Origin of the sequence: Yoonia vestfoldensis SKA53 (genome assembly GCF_000152785.1) — a bacterium.
GTDB lineage: Bacteria > Pseudomonadota > Alphaproteobacteria > Rhodobacterales > Rhodobacteraceae > Yoonia > Yoonia vestfoldensis_A.
The window spans coordinates 1926902-1947624 of record NZ_CH672414.1; the positions used below are offsets into that span (position 1 = coordinate 1926902).

The 20723-nt window shown below is 57.6% G+C and carries 18 protein-coding genes; 6 read left to right on the plus strand and 12 right to left on the minus strand.

The window, feature by feature from the left end; translation table 11 throughout:
* Positions 1–47: 47 nt before the first annotated feature.
* From SKA53_RS09395 to SKA53_RS15250, 11 genes are all read right to left on the minus strand, one after another.
* Positions 48–1097: a PstS family phosphate ABC transporter substrate-binding protein gene (locus SKA53_RS09395; RefSeq protein ID WP_040482896.1), complete on the minus strand. Its 1050-nt coding sequence runs from the start codon at positions 1095–1097 to the stop codon at positions 48–50.
* A 431-nt stretch (positions 1098–1528) separates the two neighbouring features.
* The gene (locus tag SKA53_RS09400) at positions 1529–2509 is read right to left on the minus strand and encodes a 2-dehydropantoate 2-reductase (RefSeq protein WP_007205900.1); all 981 of its coding nucleotides are present in this window, start codon (positions 2507–2509) and stop codon (positions 1529–1531) included.
* 4 nt (positions 2510–2513) lie between these two features.
* Complete coding sequence (locus tag SKA53_RS09405; RefSeq protein ID WP_431607684.1) at positions 2514–4028, minus strand: acyl--CoA ligase; 1515 nt, start codon at positions 4026–4028, stop codon at positions 2514–2516.
* A gap of 60 nt (positions 4029–4088) precedes the next feature.
* Positions 4089–5600 (minus strand): tripartite tricarboxylate transporter permease, encoded by a 1512-nt coding sequence (locus SKA53_RS09410; RefSeq protein ID WP_007205902.1) that lies wholly within the window; start codon positions 5598–5600, stop codon positions 4089–4091.
* Positions 5601–5624: 24 nt separating this feature from the next.
* Positions 5625–6128 (minus strand): tripartite tricarboxylate transporter TctB family protein, encoded by a 504-nt coding sequence (locus tag SKA53_RS09415; RefSeq protein WP_040482898.1) that lies wholly within the window; start codon positions 6126–6128, stop codon positions 5625–5627.
* Between the two features lie 26 nt (positions 6129–6154).
* Positions 6155–7063: a Bug family tripartite tricarboxylate transporter substrate binding protein gene (locus SKA53_RS09420; protein WP_242601255.1), complete on the minus strand. Its 909-nt coding sequence runs from the start codon at positions 7061–7063 to the stop codon at positions 6155–6157.
* A 182-nt stretch (positions 7064–7245) separates the two neighbouring features.
* On the minus strand, positions 7246–8097 hold the full coding sequence (locus tag SKA53_RS09425) for a universal stress protein (RefSeq protein ID WP_007205905.1): 852 nt from the start codon (positions 8095–8097) through the stop codon (positions 7246–7248).
* A 544-nt stretch (positions 8098–8641) separates the two neighbouring features.
* The gene (locus tag SKA53_RS09430; protein WP_207327934.1) at positions 8642–10219 is read right to left on the minus strand and encodes a hypothetical protein; all 1578 of its coding nucleotides are present in this window, start codon (positions 10217–10219) and stop codon (positions 8642–8644) included.
* A gap of 298 nt (positions 10220–10517) precedes the next feature.
* Positions 10518–11012, minus strand: a complete 495-nt coding sequence (locus SKA53_RS09435; protein ID WP_007205907.1) for a DUF305 domain-containing protein — start codon at positions 11010–11012, stop codon at positions 10518–10520.
* A 34-nt stretch (positions 11013–11046) separates the two neighbouring features.
* Positions 11047–11259 carry a hypothetical protein gene (locus tag SKA53_RS09440; protein WP_007205908.1) on the minus strand — a complete coding sequence of 71 codons (213 nt, stop codon included), beginning with the start codon at positions 11257–11259 and terminating at the stop codon, positions 11047–11049.
* Entirely contained in the window at positions 11256–11453 is a 198-nt protein-coding gene (locus SKA53_RS15250; RefSeq protein ID WP_007205909.1) for a heavy-metal-associated domain-containing protein, read from the minus strand. Before SKA53_RS15250 ends, SKA53_RS09440 begins: the two co-directional genes overlap by 4 nt.
* A gap of 350 nt (positions 11454–11803) precedes the next feature.
* Here SKA53_RS15250 and SKA53_RS09445 point away from each other — a divergent pair, with 350 nt between their 5' ends.
* Positions 11804–12382, plus strand: coding sequence for a hypothetical protein (locus SKA53_RS09445; protein WP_007205910.1), 579 nt, complete (start codon positions 11804–11806; stop codon positions 12380–12382).
* A gap of 65 nt (positions 12383–12447) precedes the next feature.
* Here the strand turns inward: SKA53_RS09445 and SKA53_RS09450 are convergent, their stop codons facing one another.
* Positions 12448–14889, minus strand: a complete 2442-nt coding sequence (locus SKA53_RS09450; RefSeq protein WP_165474495.1) for a hybrid sensor histidine kinase/response regulator — start codon at positions 14887–14889, stop codon at positions 12448–12450.
* 827 nt (positions 14890–15716) lie between these two features.
* Between SKA53_RS09450 and SKA53_RS09455 the strand changes: the two genes are divergently transcribed.
* The 5 genes from SKA53_RS09455 (at position 15717) to SKA53_RS09475 (ending at position 20722) form a co-directional block, all read left to right on the plus strand.
* Positions 15717–16331: a response regulator transcription factor gene (locus tag SKA53_RS09455; RefSeq protein ID WP_007205913.1), complete on the plus strand. Its 615-nt coding sequence runs from the start codon at positions 15717–15719 to the stop codon at positions 16329–16331.
* A gap of 22 nt (positions 16332–16353) precedes the next feature.
* On the plus strand, positions 16354–16560 hold the full coding sequence (locus SKA53_RS09460; protein ID WP_040482899.1) for a hypothetical protein: 207 nt from the start codon (positions 16354–16356) through the stop codon (positions 16558–16560).
* Positions 16561–17155: 595 nt separating this feature from the next.
* The gene (locus SKA53_RS09465) at positions 17156–18787 is read left to right on the plus strand and encodes a peptide ABC transporter substrate-binding protein (protein ID WP_040482900.1); all 1632 of its coding nucleotides are present in this window, start codon (positions 17156–17158) and stop codon (positions 18785–18787) included.
* 74 nt (positions 18788–18861) lie between these two features.
* Positions 18862–19785 carry an oligopeptide ABC transporter permease OppB gene (oppB, locus tag SKA53_RS09470; protein ID WP_007205916.1) on the plus strand — a complete coding sequence of 308 codons (924 nt, stop codon included), beginning with the start codon at positions 18862–18864 and terminating at the stop codon, positions 19783–19785.
* 10 nt (positions 19786–19795) lie between these two features.
* Complete coding sequence (locus SKA53_RS09475; RefSeq protein WP_007205917.1) at positions 19796–20722, plus strand: ABC transporter permease subunit; 927 nt, start codon at positions 19796–19798, stop codon at positions 20720–20722.
* The last annotated feature ends 1 nt before the right edge of the window (position 20723 follow it).

Consider the following 20723-nt stretch of genomic DNA (forward strand, 5'->3'; position numbering starts at 1 on the left):
AGCGGCCCCTGAAACGGGACCGCTCTTTTTCGTTTCGCGGTCTCAGATCAGCGCAGGGCTGCGACCATCGCCTGTGTTTCGGCCAGTTTTGGATCGGGAACAAGACCGTAATCGGACAGCGGGCCACCGGGGCCTGCGATTTCGTCAGAGATGAAGAATTCGACGAATTCCAGAAGACCGGGGATCACGCCGATATGCTCTTGCTTGACGTAGAACTGCAGCGGACGCGACACGGGGTATTCACCAACCGAAATCGTTTCGGTCGACGGTGTCACACCGGACATCGTGGCGACCTGCAGACGGTCGGTGTTGTTTTCGTAGAACGACAGACCGAATACGCCGATACCAGTCGGTGTCGAATCGAGGTTCGCCAGCGTTTGTGGATAATCGCCTTCGATATCGACCGAGCGGCCATCGGTGCGGGTATTCATGCAAGCGTCCTCTGCTGTATCTTCGTCAACACCGGCAGCCAGCATCGCGGCAAGGAAACCACCCTGTTCGCAACCATCCAGCAGCACTTTTTCGTTGAACACTTCACGGGTGCCATGGTTGGTGCCGGGGATGAACGCATTGATTTCCTGATCAGGCAGATCGCCTGCAACGCCCAGCGACTGTGCAATCTCGGCCACTTGGGCCCAGTTGGTCAGCGTGTTTGGCACCAATGCACCGTCGATGAAATGCTCAGCTGCCAGAGCGATGTGCCAATGCACGGGCTCGAACGCGAAAGACGCGCCGTTGATGTCGGACGCAAAGACGATGCCGTCATAGCCAAAGCGCACTTCGATCGGTGTAATACCAGCTGCGATACAGGTTTCGCGCTCAGAATCTTTCATCAAAGAAGAGGAGTTGGCGATATCAATCGTGCCTTCGCCCACACCTTCGCACAGCATGCGACGGCCGGTTGATGAACCACCACCCTCAACCACTGGTGTGGCGAAGTCGGTTTCAGCACCAAAGGCTTCAGCCACGATGTTGGCGTAGGGCAGAACGGTCGAGGAACCGGCGGCCTGAACGTTGGCGCGCGACTGTGCGGACACGGCCGCTGCAGACATCATAACAAGCGCAATTGCTGTTGTGGAAAGTTTAAAATGTAGCATGACTTCTCCTGCGGTTTAACTCAGACGGCAAACGTCTCCGGGGCTGGGTAATGTCGTTGGGTTAAGGTTATGTGTCAGTTATGTAACGTTTGTATGACAAACCATCGGATTGGGAAGAGTCGCATCGGGGCGATCTGCTCTACCCCGCGACTGAACAGATCGCCCATTGCAGTGCGCGCTCCGTCATAGATCACAGGCGTAAATTGCACGAACAACGCCGTCAGCGCGCATGCCTCTGGCACGTCATGCAGGGCATGAATATGGCCCCCACACCCAAGATAGGCGCGGGTAATTTTATCTAGCGCCAGGCGATGCGGACTGACAAAGACCGCATGACATTCGAATGGCAGGCCGCATGACTGAAATGGGATAGCGAAAAAGAACCGCCTGAGCGCCGCGATGCAGCGGCAACTCAGGCTGATTCGTGGGCGTCAATTGCCGTAAAGGCCCGCCATCTTTGCGCGCAGGCTGACAAGGGCCAGCACGGTGTCGATGGTTGGGGTCGGCGTGCCAGTCACGCGCCCCAGTTCGCGCACTGAACCCACAAGTGCGTCAATCTCCATCGGCCGCCCGGCATCCAGATCCTGCAACATCGAGGTACGGTGCGCGCCCACGGCTGCCCCGCCATCGATCCGGCGATCCACATCGATCGGAAACTTTACGCCCAGCTTTTCCGCGATGTCCTGCGCTTCCAGCATCATGGCGCGCGCGACGGCGCGGGTGCCGGGGTCTGTGCACAACACATCAAGGGTCGCATGGGTCAGCGCGGAAATCGGGTTGAACGACAAGTTGCCCCAGAGCTTTACCCAGATCTCGTCGCGGATCTTCGGGCGCACCGGCGCCTTGAGGCCAGCCTTTGAGAGCGCCTCGGACAGGCGCGTGGCGCGCTCGGACTTGGACCCGTCAGGTTCGCCCAATGAAAACCGGTTACCCTCGATATGCTTGACGACGCCGGGCGCGATCACCTCGGCGGCGGGATAGACCACACAGCCCAGAACGCGATCTGGGCCAAAGCCGTTCCATTGCGCGTCGCCCGGATCGACCGATGCCAGCCGCGTGCCCTCCAGCGGGCCGCCAACCTTGTGGAAATACCACCAAGGGACGCCGTTCACGCCAGACACGATTGTCGTGTCAGGCCCGATCAGGGGCTGCATCCGCGCCACGACCGGTGGCACCGAATGCGCCTTGAGGGTGACGATAACGTAATCCTGATGCCCCAAAGCCGCCGGATCGTCCGAGGCATTGACCGGGTAGGTTTTCGTCTCGCCTTCCTCGATCAGTGTCAGGCCATTGGCTTGCATGGCCGCCAGATGCGGACCGCGCGCAACCAGGCTGACATCTGCGCCCGCCTCGGCCAGTTTTGCGCCCATGTAGCCGCCGATGGCGCCGGCACCAAAAATACAGATCTTCATCGTTTTACACCAACCCCAGTTTCTCGGCCAAGCCAATGCGTTGCAGCTTGCCGGTCGCGCCCTTCGGGATATCGTCGAGGATCAGGATCTTGCGCGGCACCTTGAAGGCAGCCAGCTGTGCGCTTGCGAAATCACGGATATCGCGGTCGGTGGCGGTATGGCCTTCTTTCAGCACGACGGCGGCGCCGACATCTTCGCCCAGCTTGTCATGCGGTATGGCAAAGGTAACAACCTGCGCGACCGCGGGATGCGCCGACAGCACGCCATCCACCTCCAGCGGTGATATCTTCTCGCCGCCGCGGTTGATGATCTCCTTCAAGCGACCAGTCAGGGTCAGATAGCCTTCGGCGTCGAACTCGCCCTGATCGCCGGTGCGGAACCAGCGCCGGTTTTCAGCCTCAAAGAAGTTCTTTTCGTTGGCCTCGGGGTTGCCCTCGTATCCCGGGGTCACGTTGGGGCCAGAGATGACGATCTCGCCCACACCAGCAACCAGCCGGTTTTCCACCTCATGGGCGACGCGCACCAGCGGCCCGGCCTCGATCCCAACCGATCCGGGTTTCTGTTTGCCTGCGCCCAGCGGGTTAGATGCCATCTGATGCGCGGCTTCGGTCATGCCATAGCCTTCGATCACCGGGGCCTTAAAGGTGTCGGCCAGCGCCTCCATGACCGGACCGGGCAGCGACGCCGAGGAGGAGCGCAAAAACCGCAGCGGCACTTTTGCGATCGTTTCGGCATTGCGACCCGCGCGGGCGAGGATCGCTTGGTGCATGGTTGGGACTGCGGTGTACCACGTCGGTTGCGCGTCTTCCATCCAGCCGAAGAACTTGAGCGCGTCGAAACCCGGCGCGCACCAGACCGAGCCGCCGGCGGCAAGGCTGGACGACACGGCAGCGATCAGGCCGTGGATATGAAAAAGCGGCATCACGTTCATGCAGCGGTCAGCAGGCGTCAACGCCAGTGACGCGCTGATGTGGCGGGCCGAGGCGGCGATGTTGGATTGCAGCAGCGGCACGATCTTTGGGCGCGACGTTGTCCCAGAGGTATGCAGGATCAGCCCCACGTCATCCGCTGTGGGGACTGTGTCTACAGCCGTGCCGGTCACATTGGTCGAAAGCGTGAAGGTACCTGCAGGTTCGGTCGCTGTCAGCTCTAACACGGTCAGATCAAAACGCGCGGCCGCCGCGCGCGCAGGACCGTCATAACCTGCCTCGAGTATGATTGCGCGGGCTTTGAGGTCAGCGAGGTAGAAGGCAAATTCGTCTTCTTTATAGGCCGGGTTAAGCGGTGCGGTGGTGGCGGATTGCGCCACGGTCACAAAAGCTGCTGCCATCTCTGGCCCATTGGGCAACACGATCGCCACACGGTCCTGCGCGCCGATACCGGCGCTCCGCAGGAATGTCCGAACCGTGCGCGTCAGGCTGTTCAGTTGTCCATAGGTCATCCAGTCCCGCCCAGGGGCACCAATGGCATTTGCAGTTTCAGGATGTCGCTGGATCAAGTCTGCGAGTGTGTGCATCAATTTTCTCTCTTGTTGGTCGTCTTATTAAATCCGACACGCCGGGCGGTGGCTAGCGTGCGATCAGTTTTTTGCAAAAGTCTTCTTGCGCCGCAAAAGCTTTACAGCGGGCAACAGGATCAAGATGATCGCGATGACCGTGATCGGCCCTGCAATGGGACGGGTCAAAAAGATCATTGGATCACCCGACGACAGCAGCAGGGACTGGCGCAGCGTGGGTTCGGCGATCGGGCCCAGCACGATGGCCAGCACTGCGGGGGCCAGCGGATAGTCGAACTTGCGCAGAAAGAACGCCGAAAGCCCGAAAATCACGATGAGCCAAAGGTCGTGTATGCTGCGGGAGGCCGCAAAGCCGCCGACGATAGACAGCACAAAGATCAGCGGCGCCAGGATCGTGAACGGCATCCTGAGCATCCACACAAACAATGGAATGAAGGCCAGGTTGATCACGAGCGCCGCGATATTCGAGATGTAGAAGGAACCGATCAGGCCCCAGACGAACTCGCTCTGGTCAATGAAAAGCCGCGGTCCCGGTGTCAGGCCCCAGATCACCATGCCGCCCAGCAGGATCGCTGTTGTCGGCGAACCAGGAATGCCCAGCGTCAGCATCGGCAACATCGAGCCTGTCGAGGCAGAGTTGTTCGCTGATTCGGGGGCTGCCACACCATCCGGAGAGCCTTTGCCGTATTCTTCGGGCGTTTTCGACAACATCTTGGCCACGCCGTAAGACATCAGCGAACCCGGTGTCGCGCCCGCCGCTGGCAGGATCCCCACGAAGAACCCAATGAGCGATCCGATCGCGGTCCCCTTCCATCCGCGCTGTGCGGCTTCCTTGGCGTCCGACATCATGCCTTTTGCCGTCATCTTGGGGTTTGTTGTGGTGACTTCACCTCGGGTCTGCTCGATTGTCCACAGCATTTCCCCAATCCCGTAGACGCCGATAGCCAGTACGATAAAGCCGATCCCGCGCATGAAACCGTCGATCTCGAACAGCACCATCCGCGGCTCGCCGGAAATCGTGTCAAACCCGACGGCCGCCAAAACAAGGCCAAGGCAGATCGAAAAGACAGTCTTGGGAATGTCGTCGCCGCCAAGACCCACGAAAGTAGCAAAGGCCAGTAGCATCAGCGCAAAAATTTCCGGTGGCCCAAAAGACAACGCCGTCGATGCGAGAACAGGCGCGAAAAGCGTGAATAGGACAGTGGCAACAGTCCCACCAACGAATGAGGCCAGCGCCGCAGTCACCAGTGCCAGACTTGCGCGCCCTTGAAGCGCCAGTGGACGGCCATCAAAGGTTGTCGCCACAGCCGTCGACGCGCCGGGGATCCCCAATGTCACAGATGAAATCGCCCCTCCGTACATCGCGCCGTAATAGATCGCCGCAAGAAAAATGATCGCCGAGTTTGGTGGCACAAGGAACGTGATCGGCAAAAGGATCGCAACGCCGTTCACTGAACCCAGACCGGGCATCGCCCCGATAAATAGCCCGACAGTGACACCGGCGATGATCAAGGCAAGATTGATTGGCTCAAGCGCCAACAAGATTCCATCGGCAAGAAAGGACATGACTTCCATAGAAGACCTCGGGTCTGGGGGATTTCAGTAGATGATGTCGTACATCAGATCGAAGGCGGGCTGGGTGAATGACAACCCTTGAGGCATCGAAATCAGCATCACGGCCTCGAAGAAGAAGAACAGCCCAATTGGTAACGACAGCGAAATCGCCAAAGTCAGAAACCATGAATGCCGCCCAAGGAAGCGCAAGTAATACAAAAGAAACACCGCAACCGCGCCATACATTGACACAATCGAGATCAGCCCGACAAAAGCGATGACGCTGCCCCCGACATAAAGCAGTGTCCGCCACCCGAAAGCATCCATAAACGGTTCGTCCGACCGCGACGCAGGCGATTGCGTGCGCCACCATTTCCAGGCACTGGCCAAGCAGCTTAGCAGCATGCCCAGAGCAAGCCAAAAGGGCCAGAATCCGCCGCCTGGCCCCTGTCCTCTGATATAGCCGATTGGAAGTTCGGTGCTCTTCCATATCAGGTAGAGAGAAAAGAGGGCCAAAAGCCCAACAAGAGATATCTCACCTTGGCGCATGACTGCCCTCTTTCCTGCCTTTTGGCTCAGTTGTTCAATTCAGACAGAAGCGTGCGATGGTTCTGGACTTGGGTCGCCCAATAGGCGCGGGTCTCGGCCTCATCCATCACCATCGGGGACAGGCTTTCCGAGACAAGGTATCCTTGCCACTTTTCGCTGTCGTAAACCGAGCCGAATATCTCGCGGTAATAGGCAGCCGCTTCAGCCGACATGCCCGGTGCGCCCACGACAGCCCGCTGGTTGTAATAAGAGAAATCGTGGCCCATTTCCTTCAGGGTCGGCACGTCAGGATAGGCGTCCATCCGTTCGTCCGAGAAGCTAAGGAGCGGCACGAAATCGCCGGACTCGTAAAACCCCTTGGCCTCGGCCGGGTTGTTGACTGTCGCCATGATCTGCTGGCCCGCAAGATCTTTGGCCACGGCACCACCGCCATCATAAGGGATATACTTGACCTTGAGGTCGTAGGCGCCGGACATGTACGCGATGACAATCGAGTCTTCCTGGCCAGTGCCGGTGCCGCCCATGACGAATTCGCCGTCCATGTCCCGCACCTTTGCGACAAAGTCCTCGAAGGTGGTGATGCCTGAATCCTTGTGGACCCACAGAACAAACGGATCGACACCCATCATGACGATCGGGGTAAAGGTTTCGATATCGACGCCCAGGGCTTCCTGACGGATCGGTGTCGTATAGAAGGAATTGAGCGTGACCATCAGGGTGTGATCAGGGTCACGGGCGTCCTTGAGGTGCAGCAACGACTCCGCCCCAGAACCGCCACCCCGGTTGGTGGGGATCAACGGGCGATTGGTCAGACTGTTTTCCTCGACCACGGATTGAATGAAGCGCGCGATCTGATCCGCACCGCCGCCGGCGCCTGCCATGATGGTGAAATCAATCGGGCGTTTGGGCTGCCAGTCTTCGGCGAAGGCCGCCATTGGCAGGGTCGCGATTGTGGTGCTGGCTGCCAGCGCAAGAAAAAGTCTTTTGGTAAGTTTCATGGTGGGTTCCTCCCTGGTATGTCCGGTTGTCCCGGGCTGATATTTCCGCGTTCTGCGCGGCCTTGCTTAATTCTTACAAAACGCCGCATTGCGGCGGCGCGCGCTGATGGGATGATGCATCAATGCGCCATCAGAACCGGCATCTCGGTGTCATCCACGATGCGCTGCGTATTGCCGCCAAACAGCATTTCGGTCTCATGGCTATGGCTATAGGCGCCTGTTACCAGCAGGCTGGCCCCGATGCTTTTGCAGGTGGCCAAAAGCGCAGTTGCTGGGTCCTTGCCATCAAAGTGAACAATCTCGGCGGTGATCCCGCGGATGGCGTAATAGGCGACCAATTCCTCGGCCGTCGGGCCGTGCGGTTGCAATTTACCGCCGGTCAGAATGCTGACGCGCTTGGCCGCATGCACGATGTCCAATGACGACGCGACAGCGCGCGCCGCTGGCAGCGATCCGTTCCAGCCGACTGCCACATGCTGTGCGAACGTCGCGTCAGGCTGCAATTGTCCCGGACAGATCAGCACTGGGCGACCCGCCCCATAGAGCGCCGATTTGAGCGAAGTCGGCCCCAAATTGTTTTCCCGCTGAGGCTTGGGAAGGACGATCAGATCGGTCAGGCGACCCGCATGCCGCACCACATCGGCCATGCGCCCGGGTTCTTCGGTAAATGTGCAAGTGGCGGTGCCGGCTTCGCTGGCATCTTCGCTCAGCCCGAATTCACGCGCCAGACGATGCAGGATGCCCCGCAGGTGGTCTTCCTGCCGGTTGGCAAGCTCGACCGCCTGCTCTAGCATCACCTTGCGCGCAAAGTCGTTCAGCGGAACGCCTTGCGGCAGAAGGTCCTGAGGCTGGACGCGACAATGCACAACATTGACCTGTGCATCATGCTGCTTTGCCAGCTGTGCTGCGTGGGCAAGCACGGTCGCAACCATGCCATCGCCACGCACAGGAACCAAAATTGACTTCAACATCGTGCTCTTCCCCGCGTCTTATCCGTCGCCACTTTGTGGCATTTTCTTACGGGGTGAACCTTTCAGCTGGCCCATCCGAAAGGTGGTACGCAATAAAGTTACGCGCAGGAATGTTTCGTCAAGTGGTAAATATTCGTAATAAATTTAGTATGACAATTTTGTGATGTTTTTTAAGCTGTTGTAAAATAATAAAATTTTTGTATCCTAAGGTATACTGCAAAATCAGAGTACTTAGGCGAAGTTGAGCCATCCAAATGTGGCTTTTTCGACTTCGCCTTGTCAGAGGATTCGCGTGATGCATCGCATTGCTCCGCGATCCGCAAAACGCGAAGCTGCCGTCGCTGGGCTGGGGTGGCGGCAACGCGCGCCCGGTTCCGCCCATCTGGATCGACAGATTGTCTGTTGGGGCGATGTCATCGACCGTGAGTCGTTCAACTGTGCGGGCAGACAAGACACGCTGGTCCCTGACGATTTGTCCTACCCCAATCCACTTTCGGGGGCCAAGATCAGGGTGCATCCGGCGATTAGATCCAAGGCGCGGCCTTCAGAGGTCACCTTGCGCGCTTGGCGGCGGCGATTGCCAAATAATACGAACAGAAGCGCCATGCGGTATTGGCCGCCTTTCCGGATGCTGCTTTTTGCGCCGGTCACGATCAACCCTGGGCACAAACAAACCGATCCAAAGTAGGTAAAAAAGCAACTCGGCCGCTTGCACAGGCATTGTATTACTCTGTGCCGGCTGCGCCATGTCGGATTGGTCGACCGCCTGCGCCAATACGGCAAGGATCATGTTATCGACTGACGCGTCGTCTCTTTTGGCCGATGCGACACCAATATCATGCACCGTACCAGATTGCAGGTGCGGGGCATCGGGCGACAAGGTTGTGGCGGTGATCTCGGCCAACTGATCAAACAGGCTCAGCCGGTAAACAAGCTTGGCTGCCACGGGCGCATCCATGGGCAGGACGATGGCAAGGTGTTGATCTTCTGCGCCAAGGGTCAAAACTGGCCGGCCGTCCGGATCGTGGGATAATTGCAGGGGGAACCCGTCCAACGTCGCCATGACGGGCGTCTGTGTCGGGTTGTAGATCAGCGTATAGACACCTTGTTTCAGCAGGTCTGCCGCTTGGATATCAGGTGTCGGGACCATGTCATCATGGTTGCCATCGGGGCCGAGCATCGCGGCAAGCAGGTCCAGCCTATCCTCGGACATCCTGTCAAACGAACCCGCGTTGAACGTCAGTAAACCGTCCTCGCCGACGTCAAGCCCGATGTCGGCGGGCAAAACAGGATTTGACGCAAAGCCATAAACCGGACGGGTTGTGATCTTGCGCAGCCGGTCAAGCAGAGTTTGCGCGAGTATTCCGTCTTGCGGGCTGATGTCGGTGCCGCTGACCACGCCACGTTTTACGATGCCCGCAAGGAAGGTCTGTATCGCATTCACTTCACGGATCAAGGACGCCACCCGCAATTGCAGCGCGGCAATAGTCTCTTTTGGACGCAGATATGCGTGATTTTGCAATGTCAGAACGATGCGAGGCTCCACCGCTACGCCATCCGTGGCCGGAATTTCGTCAACAGACCCGACAAGCGGCTGGCCTTGGGGCGGCAAAGCCGCTTGCAGAACATGTAAAATTGTCTTGATCGACGCCGGTTGCAGCGCATGCGCCGTGCCAGGAAGGCTTTTCACGACAAGTGCAAGACCCTGCCGTGTCTGTAGCAGCCAAGCTTTCAGGCCGGAGAGGCCATTCAGGCTTTGGACAAGGGACTGCAAACTGTCATTGCCAGCGCCAATCGCAACTGTGTGATCGGTGGTGCCGGTGGACAGCTTGACTGGGCCAGCGGGCGGCAGCAGAATTGTCCCCTGTTGCGCATATTGGGCAAATCTCACAACGATGATCTGGGACGTGCCTTGTGGCCGCGTGATTGGGTCGGATGACAATGCAGTCCGGCTGATCCCGTCCGGCGCGCCACTTACGGGCGGCTGCGCGATCTTGTTGCTCTCGTTGGCTCCAGCCAGCGTTTCAAGCGACGACCTGAGCGCGCTGACGGCTTGATAGATTTGCGCCCTGATCGAGATCGCCGTTTGGACGCTTGCCGTAGCACGATCTGTTTGAAGCATTTTTTGCGCAGATGCAGAGGCCCCACCAAGCGGCGTAGGCGGCACCGATGTCATGCGCCGCTCAGACAGGGCGCTTTCGGCCAAGTGATGGGCTTTGATGTCAACCATTTGAAAGCTCCCAACCTTGTTACAGTAACGGCTTTCAGCGGTGATAATTTATTGTTCGCCCCGGCCGGACCAGAGGTCTGCAGTAGCATTCATTTCTGTATTGGCCCAAATCGCCCATCGACACGCTGTGCGAACCGCCGCGCCATTTTGCGCAAAACCGCGCAGTTTGCACCGCGCGGTCCTGGTTGGGTCAGTTGGCGTTTTCAGCCAACCAATTGCGCATCTCTTCCATCTCGACCACCTGCGCGGCGATGATCTGATTGGCGAGGGCAAGCATCTGTGGGTCTTTCCCATGCGCGATCAACACCTGTGCCATATCAATGGCACCCTGATGGTGGGCGATCATCCCGCAGGCAAAGGCCACATCTGCGTCCTCGTTCATCATGCCGTCCTGCATGGCGGGCATGCTGATCATCATGCGGCGCATGTTGTCCTGCACATGTTCGGGCATTGATTCAAGATCGACATCTTCCATGTCCATCATCCCCATCATGCCGGACCCCATGTCACCGGATTGGTCACCATGCATGCCCCCATGGCCCATGGCGCCATGGGCCATCGCGCCCATCGCGGGAACGACATTGCATTGTTCGGGAAGCTGGAACACAGGGTCCTGCGCATGCGCTGCAAATGCGAAAGTGGTTGCAACAAGTGTGGTCGCAAAAAGTGTTTTAACGGTGTTCATTTTTTTCTCCTGGATATCTGAATGTCTTGCACGGTCAAACGAGCACCGCTCGGGGTGGTGGGATGATGATCGCTGGATGACGTCCTGACGTGTCAGCCACAGCTGGCGCGACCGGATGGTTCACATGCGATACCACCGGCATGACCAGCGCGGCATCGCCCGGCAGCCCGGCAAATAACGCGATCAGCAAAAGAACCGGCAACAGCGCCAATCGCAATCCATGGCCTGTTGTGCCAATGCTGGTCATGCAATCCGTCGTGGCGGGAAACCGGCCTGCGACAGGGCCTGTTCGATGGCCATGCCGTCAGCCTTTGATGTCACCGCGACGCGCTTCGTTGGCAAGTCGATGACGACATCCGCCGCTGGGTCGAGCGTGTGGATCGTGGCAGTAATGGATCTGGCGCATCCACCGCACCCCATCTTGTCGATCTGAAACTGCATGGTTTCTCCAACCCGATTGATGCATCTGCATTCGACATGGGTGTTCCAGTTACTGGAAGGTCAAGGGCCAACATGAACATATTTCTTGATCTGCTTTCCGGGCCTTTGTGTTGGTGTAAGCACCCTGGGTCTGCCGCAATGTTCTGACAGCAGACTGGGCGTTAGCGGCGCACACCGGCATCGTTGCTCGCAAATAAAGCCCACATAATTCGATCTTTGGAATGAAACATGTCGAAAGATAGATTTTTAATACTTCCGGATTGATGATGTATCCGTTGGCGGCATGGTAAAAATACGCTGTATTTCCCTTGGATGGAAGGGACTGATCAACGGATAGAGCTGATCTGACCATGTCGCTTATCAACATCAACACCTCGGCAGCCAAACTGAACAGACCCACAGGTTTGCGCGGTCTTTTCTATGATATTCGCTCCTGGGTGGACGGCGAGGTCGTGACCGGCAATCAGCTGCGCGACGATCAGCTATTATTCGACACTGAGACCGCGAGTTTCGATCTGATCGCGCCAGAGCTGATTGAAGACCGTACGATCTATATCGTTGATCAAACGGGCGGCACTTTATACCCAAAGGTCAGCAATGTGGCCGCGACGGCAAAATCCTTCGAAACCTTCGCCAGCCTCGAAGACGCAGCAGAGGCCGCGATGGACAAGTCGCACGACAGCGTCGCGCTTGTGCTGAATATTGACCTGATCGTGGACATGAATGATGCTGTCGAACAGTTGATCGCCGTCAAGCTGGCTTTGCCCGACGTGCCGGTGATTATCTGCAGCAGGACATTTTCAAAAAACAATTTCTCGCTTCAAAGACGCGCGATCGCTGATGCATCCTTGCGCCTTCCGTGTACGGATGTGTCACTTGCACTGGCCATTGAAAGCGGCATCTTGAATAATAAGAACAGGCGCAGCTAGGGCAACCCCCGCAGACGCCTCGTTTCGTCCAGCTCGCGCTCAGTGAACAGACAATGATCTTTTAGTCAGGCGGTGTGGGCGGCCAAGGCCCTAGATAGACTGGCGCTGTCAGACTTGACCGTTTCGAGCAAGCTCCACAGCTTTTGCCTGTCGCGCGCATTTGCGGCTTGTTCGGCGGCGCAGAGCGTTTTGGACAATCCTGAAAACCCCAAAACCGCGGTCGATCCGACCACGCGATGGATCGCGGCAGCAGCCTGATCATCTGCGTCGGGATGTGCATCCAGCGCATCCAACAATTCGGCAACTTCTGTCAGCCCAGCCTTCATCAGCCTGATCGCATTGTCGTCACCCAACGTTTCCGACAAAGCGGTAATAGCGCGCTGCACCTCGGTGCGTTCGGGGTCGCCCGCTACTGGTGTGGGTGCGGGCGCAGTTTCTTGTGGCAAGTATCCATCCAGAACCGCCGCAATCTCGTCTTGCGTCGTGGGTTTGGTCAATACGCCATCAATGCCTGCATTCCGCACCTCGTCGCTGTAGTGTATATTGGTATAGGCTGTCACCGCGACAATCATCGCATCGCAAGACGGACCACCTGCGCGGATGATGCGGGATGCTGTATAGCCGTCCATGTCCGGCATGTTCACATCCATAAAAATGACGTCATAGGCCCGCATTGCGGCAAGACCGACAGCGATGCTGCCATCCTTTGCTTCATCGACGCTATGCCCAAGCTGGCGAACCACCGCAGCAAGAAGCGAAAGGTTGATTGCATTGTCATCAACCACCAGAATGTTGCGCGGCCCGACCAAGGATTTTTCATGCCGGTTCTGCGCTGCAGGCTGCGACAGAGTCTGCGCAGAGGCGCTGGCAGTGGCTGTCGACAGATCAATACTGAAACTGAAGGTGCTTCCTTCACCGGGGCTGCTTGTCAGACCCAAGGCGCCGTTCATCTGCTTGACAGCAGCATTTGCAATAACCAAACCAAGCCCGGCACCCTCGCGCGGGTGCGCACGATCACCATTTAACATTTTAAACTCTTCAAACAAACTCTCTTGCTTTTCTAGCGCTATTCCGACGCCTGTGTCCACCACCGCCACGTCGAGCGTGAACTTTCCTACGCTGGTCTCACGGAAAGATAACGCGACGGTAACACGCCCATTCGCCGTGAATTTGACCGCATTTCCGACAAGATTGTAGATCGCGCGCACAAAGGCGGGCGGCGTGCCGACAAAGGACGGTAACGGCGTGTCGCCCTGTTCCACGCGCAGGGCAAGCTGGGTATTCTGCCCAGCGGCCAGCGGGGTCAATTCGTTCAGGATCTCGGCGACGATGGCTGTGGGATCGAACAGAACCTTTTGCTGCGGCTGCCCATTCAACCGCGTCATGTCCAGCACATCATTGATCTGTTGCAAGGCACGCAGGCTGCAGTCACGCGCTGTCTGCACCAGGTTGCGGCCGACTTGGTCCATTCCTGTCTGGTCCAGCAAATCAAGTGCTGCGATCATGCCCTGCAGCGGCGTGCGCATGTCATGGCTCATCATCCCCAGAAAGGCAGTCTTGGCCGCAGCGTTCCTTTCTGCGCCCAAGCGTTCGATGCGCAGCTGGTCTTCGGCGGCGGCGGCGGCGGTCATGTCGCGGATGAACACGATCATGATCGGGCGGCCATCAAGGTCGATATCAGCTGTTACGGATAGGTCTGCTGGGAATGACGGCCCGTTCGATCGGCGCGCCATGACACGCATCACACCCGTAGTGATCAGCGGCGGCGTCACAGCGGCATCGTCTGGTTGCGCATTGGTTGGCTGCACGTCTTGCATGTCGATCAGCGCGCCGATGTGATGCCCGGCCAGATCGTCGCCCCGCACGCCAAAAACGCGGGTCACCGTTTGGTTAGTCAGCAATATCCTGCCATCCGCGTCGATAACGATGATCGCGTCCACGGCAGAATCGCATGCCTTGCCCAAGATGCCTGACAGGCGCTGCGCCCGACCTTCGACGCGACGCCACAAGGACAGGCCAGCCACCACCAACAACATGGCCACGATCGCCACGATATTGTGGATCCAAAGCTGTCGCAAAAATGACCGTTCAGCCTGCTGCGCGATCTCAGCTGTACGGACAGCATACAATTCAGTCGCAGCCGTGATGTCTTGCACGATCTGTGCAGCCGCGTGCAGGCGTGTCGTCACAACAAGAATCGTATGCGCGTCGGTTGGATCTATCGCATCAATCCGCTCCGCGAGCGCGTTGCGGACCGCATCAAGCGCCACAAGTTTTTCGCCAAGATCGGGAGCTAGATCAGGATCAGACAACAAGACCATGGCCGCTTCAACGCGTTGTGAAAATCCGTCGAACAAAAGGTTCAACCGGGCCAAACCGTTTTGCGACTCTAATTCTGGATCGGAACGGGCCAGCAAAAGACCATCTGCCGCCAGCACCAGTGCGCCATGGATCACATCAAGATCGACCAACTGCGCGCGCGCAGCTTCGGCCGCAGTGTCACGCATCGTCTTGAGCCGTTGCTGCAGCGATGCGGCGTTAAATAGTATTAATATGCAAGTCAGAAGAAGAAAAAGGACAATCGCCACGACGAAAAAACGGCGTGATTTCAATGGCACAAGAAAAATGGATGTAGCGGACGCCATGACACCCCTTCAGTCCGCGAATACCTCGGCCTGAGTACGTTAAGAAATAGTTAAAGGTAAAAACTTTTCGGTCTCATAGCACAGGGTGCTATCAGCCCGAGGCTTTACGAGTACCATACTTTTGTTCCGGATACAAAACGCATCACCGGCTATGCGGGGATCGCGACCGATGCGCACCAAATGCCTGCATCCGCGCAATAGCGCGACCGCAGGGGGCGCGCGCAGTTTTGAAAAATCAGTGCCTGCGGCGGTCTGGGCCATCATCTTACGCGACGGGTCGGAATGAATATTCCTGCCTGTTCGGGGTGCATCAGCATCTGTCCACCCCGTGCAGCAAGATAAGGTATCATCAGACCATGCACTGGCCGCAAACAAGTCTTTCGGTGACGCGGCGCGCATGCCGCATGATTCTTGAAAACTTCGCCGCAGCACAATCACTATCCCCCAACGGACGGATAACAGCGCCCAAAAGCAATATAAAGCTAACTTTAGATATAAAGTTATCTTAAGTTGTCGTGTTACTTTTCCTTTTACTAGTTTAAGAACTTTACACGGGGAACTTGCGGACGCAGCTTATACAAAATCACTTTATAAGGTATTAAATATCTTTCGATGCACGCATCAGATGTGCGGAAACGTAAGGGAGGCAAGTTAGTGACACAAATACGTTTTCTCGTCGGTCAGCAGCCATGACCCGGATACTTGTCGCTGATGACCACCGATTGATTGCGGAATCCGTCTCGCTTTCGCTGTCGATGAGCGAGGGGTTCGATGTCGAAATCTCGGATAGCCTCTCCTCGACCTTGGAAAAAATCATCTCAGAACCGCCCTATTCCATTGTCATGCTTGATCTGCGCATGCCTGGGATGGACGGGATCAACAGCATCAAAAAGGTGGTCGATGCCGCTGGTGACGCGAATGTGGTGCTGTTTTCGGCCAATGCTGACACGCATACCGTGGCACGCGCGATCGAGGTCGGTGTGCGGGGTCTTGTGCCGAAAACCCTGCCGCTTCAGTCCTTGGGCAGTGTCCTGCGGCTTATCCAGTCTGGGCAGATGTTCATACCAGCCGAAAACCGCATAACCCCCGGCGATGCCCGCGGACAATCGCTCCTGAGCGAAAGTGAATTGGCGGTCTTGCAGATGGCGGCATCTGGCATGACGAACAAGCATATCGCCAACAATCTTGATATGAACGAAGCGCGGATCAAGATGCACATGCGCACGATCTGCCGCAAGCTTGGAGCACGCAACCGCGCGCATGCGGCCATGATTGGCCGCGACATGGGAATCGTTGACCACTGACAAATGCTGAGATGGCGGCTTGATGGGCAAGGTATATATCCTTCGCGTGACGCCAAAAGTTCATGCAAATAACATGCCGACCGGGCAAACCGGTTCAGGCTTCAGCGTGGGGTCCATGGCGATCATGGCATATTTTCTGTGCTGTCGTGATCAGCAGCAGCCAAAGATGCGGCAGATTGCGCAATACGGCAAAGTGACAGCTGTAGCTGGCGTGGCCATGGCGGCGTGAAACGAAAAGGCACTGCATCGCGATAGATCAGGTTTGTCGCGCCGGTGCCGACTGCGAACACCTGCAGGGCATGGGGCGGTTCAATAACGCGCAAGGCGTCGAATGCGGCTCAATTGCCTCGGCACAGGTGCCGCAAAAGCAAGAGGCGACAATAGTCAGACCGGCTCACGTCATAGCCCCGCCCGCCCCGTCCAGCAATGTACCCAGTCGTCGTCGACAGCCCGGTACAACCAAGATAATATGTCAGGCGCGTGCCGCAGGGCAGCGCCACAACAGGCGGCTGCTGCACATTTTTTTATGATCGACAGCACCTTGCTGGTCCCTGACAGTTTCCGAACAAGGCACCAACGCGTATAAATTCAAGGGTGTGACAGATGAGCATATTTTTTGTTGCCTATTCAAAAGGCATGTCGGCAAAATTGGCGGGCATCTGTCAGTCTGATCTGGGGGCCTGCCGTGGCGGCACTTGCTCTATGCTCTTGTCAATCCGGACATTGCATCCGAGAGTTGCGCGTCCAAGCGTCGGATACCGGACTCAACCAATCTGAGGCATGTGCCAACAGCCCTTCCAAACAGAGGCAACAGGGAGATTATCGTGACACTCAAAACTCTACTCAAGGCTAGCAGCGCTATCGTTTTGCTGTCGGCTATCGCCGCCAATGCACAGGCAACCCACCCCGTAACAGGCGAGGCGCTGGCCGAGGTACAGACCTTTACCTATCGCGTGCTGGATGAACATTCCTCTGTCGATCCTCAGGTGGTCGAGGATGTGACTGGCGCAGAGGTCGTGCGCGACCTGTTCGAAGGTCTGATGAATCAGGATGCCGCTGGGAACCTTGTCCCCGGCGTGGCGACAGGTTTCGAAGTGTCCGAGGACGGGCTGACTTATACTTTCACCCTGCGTGACAATGCCCGCTGGTCGAACGGAGATCCGGTGCTGGCCAGCGATTTTGTTTACGCATGGAAACGCGCCGTTGATCCGGCACTTGCGTCCGAATACGCGTGGTTCATGGAGCTGATGTCCATCGAAAACGCCGCCGCCATCATCGCGGGCGACATGGACAAGGACGCACTGGGCGTCACAGCCCCGGATGAGAGCACCTTTGTTGTGACCCTGTCGCAGCCCCTGCCCTATTTCGCGCAGATGACGACGCATTCCACGACTTTCCCTGTGCATCCCGCCACGGTCGAGGAACATGGCGACACCTGGACACGCCCCGAAAACATCGTGTCCAACGGGGCCTATGTGCTGCGCGAACATGTCCCGCAGGAACGTCTGGTGCGCGTGCGCAACGACATGTACTGGGACAACGAAAACACGATCATCGACGAAGTCACATCCTTGGTGATCAATGATGCCAATCAGGGCCTGACCCGCTATCTGGCAGGCGAGCTTGACCGCACCGAGGTGCCCCCGGGCCAGTATCAGCGTCTGTCTGCCGAATATCCCGATCAGGCCATCAGCATTCCGCGCCTGTGTTCCTATTATTATAACTTCAATCTGTCCGAAGGTGGGCCAGAGGCGTTGCAGGACGTGCGCGTGCGTCAGGCGATGAACCTTGCCGTGAACCGCGACGTGATCGTGAACAACGTTTTGGGTGCAGGCCAAACGGCAGCCTATAACTTTACCCCCGTGCGCACTGCTGGTTTCACCCTGCCCGATCTGCCGATTGCCGACATGACGCAGGAAGACCGCAACGCCATGGCGGTCGCGCTGATCACCGAAGCCGGTTACGGCATTGGTGGTGAGCCGCTGAGCATCGAATTGCTGTACAACACGGACGAGGCGCACCGGAACATCGCCGTGGCCCTTGGCCAGATGTGGCAGCAGACGCTGGGTATCCAGACAACGCTGGCCAATCAGGAATGGCAGACTTTTTTGCAGACCCGCGGCAACCAGAACTTTGAAATGGCCCGTGGCGCATGGTGTGGTGATTACAACGAGGCATCGACCTTTCTTGATCTCGTGACCACCAATTCGGGCTACAACGATGCGAAATATTCGAATGCAGAAGTCGATCAGCTGATGGCAGAGGCCAAGACAGCCGCAGACCCGCAGCCGAACTATACCCGCGTCGAGCAGATCATCGCCGAAGAGGTGCCGATCATCCCGATCTACCATTATGCCGACGGGTACATGTTCAACCCCGAACTGAAGGGCTGGCCTGTCGATAACGTCGAACAAAACTGGTATAGCCGCGAACTTTATAAGGTCGCTGGCGAATAGACTGATGGTTTGAAACCTGACCTGCGCCTTCCTGACGGGGGCGCAGGTTGTCGTTTGTTGCAGCGGAGACTGCCATGTTCAATTTCGTGCTAAAGCGCTTGGCGATTGCGGTCCCGACGATCCTGATCCTGATCGTCTTGTCGTTCATGCTGATGTTCGCGGCCCCCGGCGGGCCGTTCAACAGCGAACGCCCGCTGCCGCCGCAAGTGCTGGCCAATCTCGAGGCGCGTTACGGGTTGGACCAGCCTTACTGGAAACAGATGTATGACTACATCGTCAACGTGGTCACGCGGTTCGATTTCGGCCCCTCGTTTCAATATCGCGACCGCACGGTGACGGATGTCATCATGCAGGGCTTTCCGGTGACGCTGACCTATGGGTTCTGGTCCTTCGTCGTCGCCGTAATCGTCGGTGTGTCGCTGGGCGTGGTTGCCGCGATCAAACACAACACATGGCTGGATTACCTTGCCGTGGGCATTTCGGTCGGCGCGCAGGTGCTGCCCAATTTCGTCATGGCGCCTATTCTGGTGCTGGTCTTTACGCTGTGGCTGGGCTGGTTGCCGGGCGGCGGCTGGCAAGGCGGGCAATGGCAATATCTGATCCTGCCGGTGATCGCGCTGTCCACCAGCTACATGGCGTCGATTGCGCGGATCACGCGGTCGTCGATGCTCGAAGTGCTGAACGCCGGTTTCATCCGCACGGCGCGAGCCAAAGGCCTGCCGACATGGCGGATCATTCTGGGCCATGCGCTCAAACCCGCCATGCTGCCAGTGCTGTCCTATCTGGGGCCTGCTTTCGTGCTGATGATCACCGGATCAGTTGTGATCGACGTCTATTTCTCGACCGGCGGGATCGGGCAGTTTTTCGTCAATTCGGCCTTTAGCCGCGATTATGCGGTCATCATGGGGATCACCATTCTGGTCGGCGTGCTGACCATCCTGTTCAACCTTGTGGTCGACGTGCTTTACGCATGGATCGACCCCAAGATCCGCTATTAGAGGGCGCGCGATGTATCCCGACAAGACAACCGGCGCTGCTTTGGTCGATGCTGCGCATCTGGCAGAGGTGCAAGGCCGGTCGCTGTGGAAAGACGCGCGTCAGCGGTTCATGCGCAACAAGGCCGCAGTGGCCGGATTGGTCGCGCTGATCCTGATCACGCTGTTTGCCTTCTTCGGCGGGCTTCTGGCGCAGTGGAGCGCGCAGGAAATCAACTGGGTGATGATGGGCAATGTCGCGCAGGCCGGTGGGCCAAGTATAGCCAACGGTCATTATTTCGGTGTCGATGAACTGGGCCGCGATCTTTATGCGCGCACAGTGCAGGGTACGCGGATTTCGTTGCTGGTGGGTTTCGTGGGTGCCGCCATCGCAGTGATCGTTGGCACGCTTTACGGCGCGATCGCGGGCTATTTCGGCGGGCGCACTGACGGCATCATGATGCGGATTGTGGATATCCTGATGGCGATCCCTTTCATGTTCGTGCTGATCCTGATGCTGGTGATCTTTGGCCGGTCGATCCTGATGCTGTTCATCGGGATCGGGCTGATTTCGTGGCTGGATATGTCGCGCATCGCGCGAGGCCAGACACTGACCCTGAAAAACAAGGAATTCGTCGAGGCCGCCATCGCCATCGGCGTACGCCCGATGACGATCATCCTGCGCCATATCGTGCCGAACCTTTTGGGGCTGGTCATCGTCTATGCCACCTTGCTGGTGCCGACCATGATCATCACCGAAAGTTTCATCAGCTTTCTGGGGCTGGGCGTGCAGGAACCCGCCACATCGCTGGGCGCACTGATTTCGGCAGGTGCGGGCCAGATGCGATACGGCGTGATCTGGCAGCTGGCCTTTCCGTTATTCTTTTTCATCGTGACGCTTTTTGCGTTCTTCTTCGTGGGCGACGGGCTGCGTGACGCGCTCGACCCCAAGGACCGCTGAC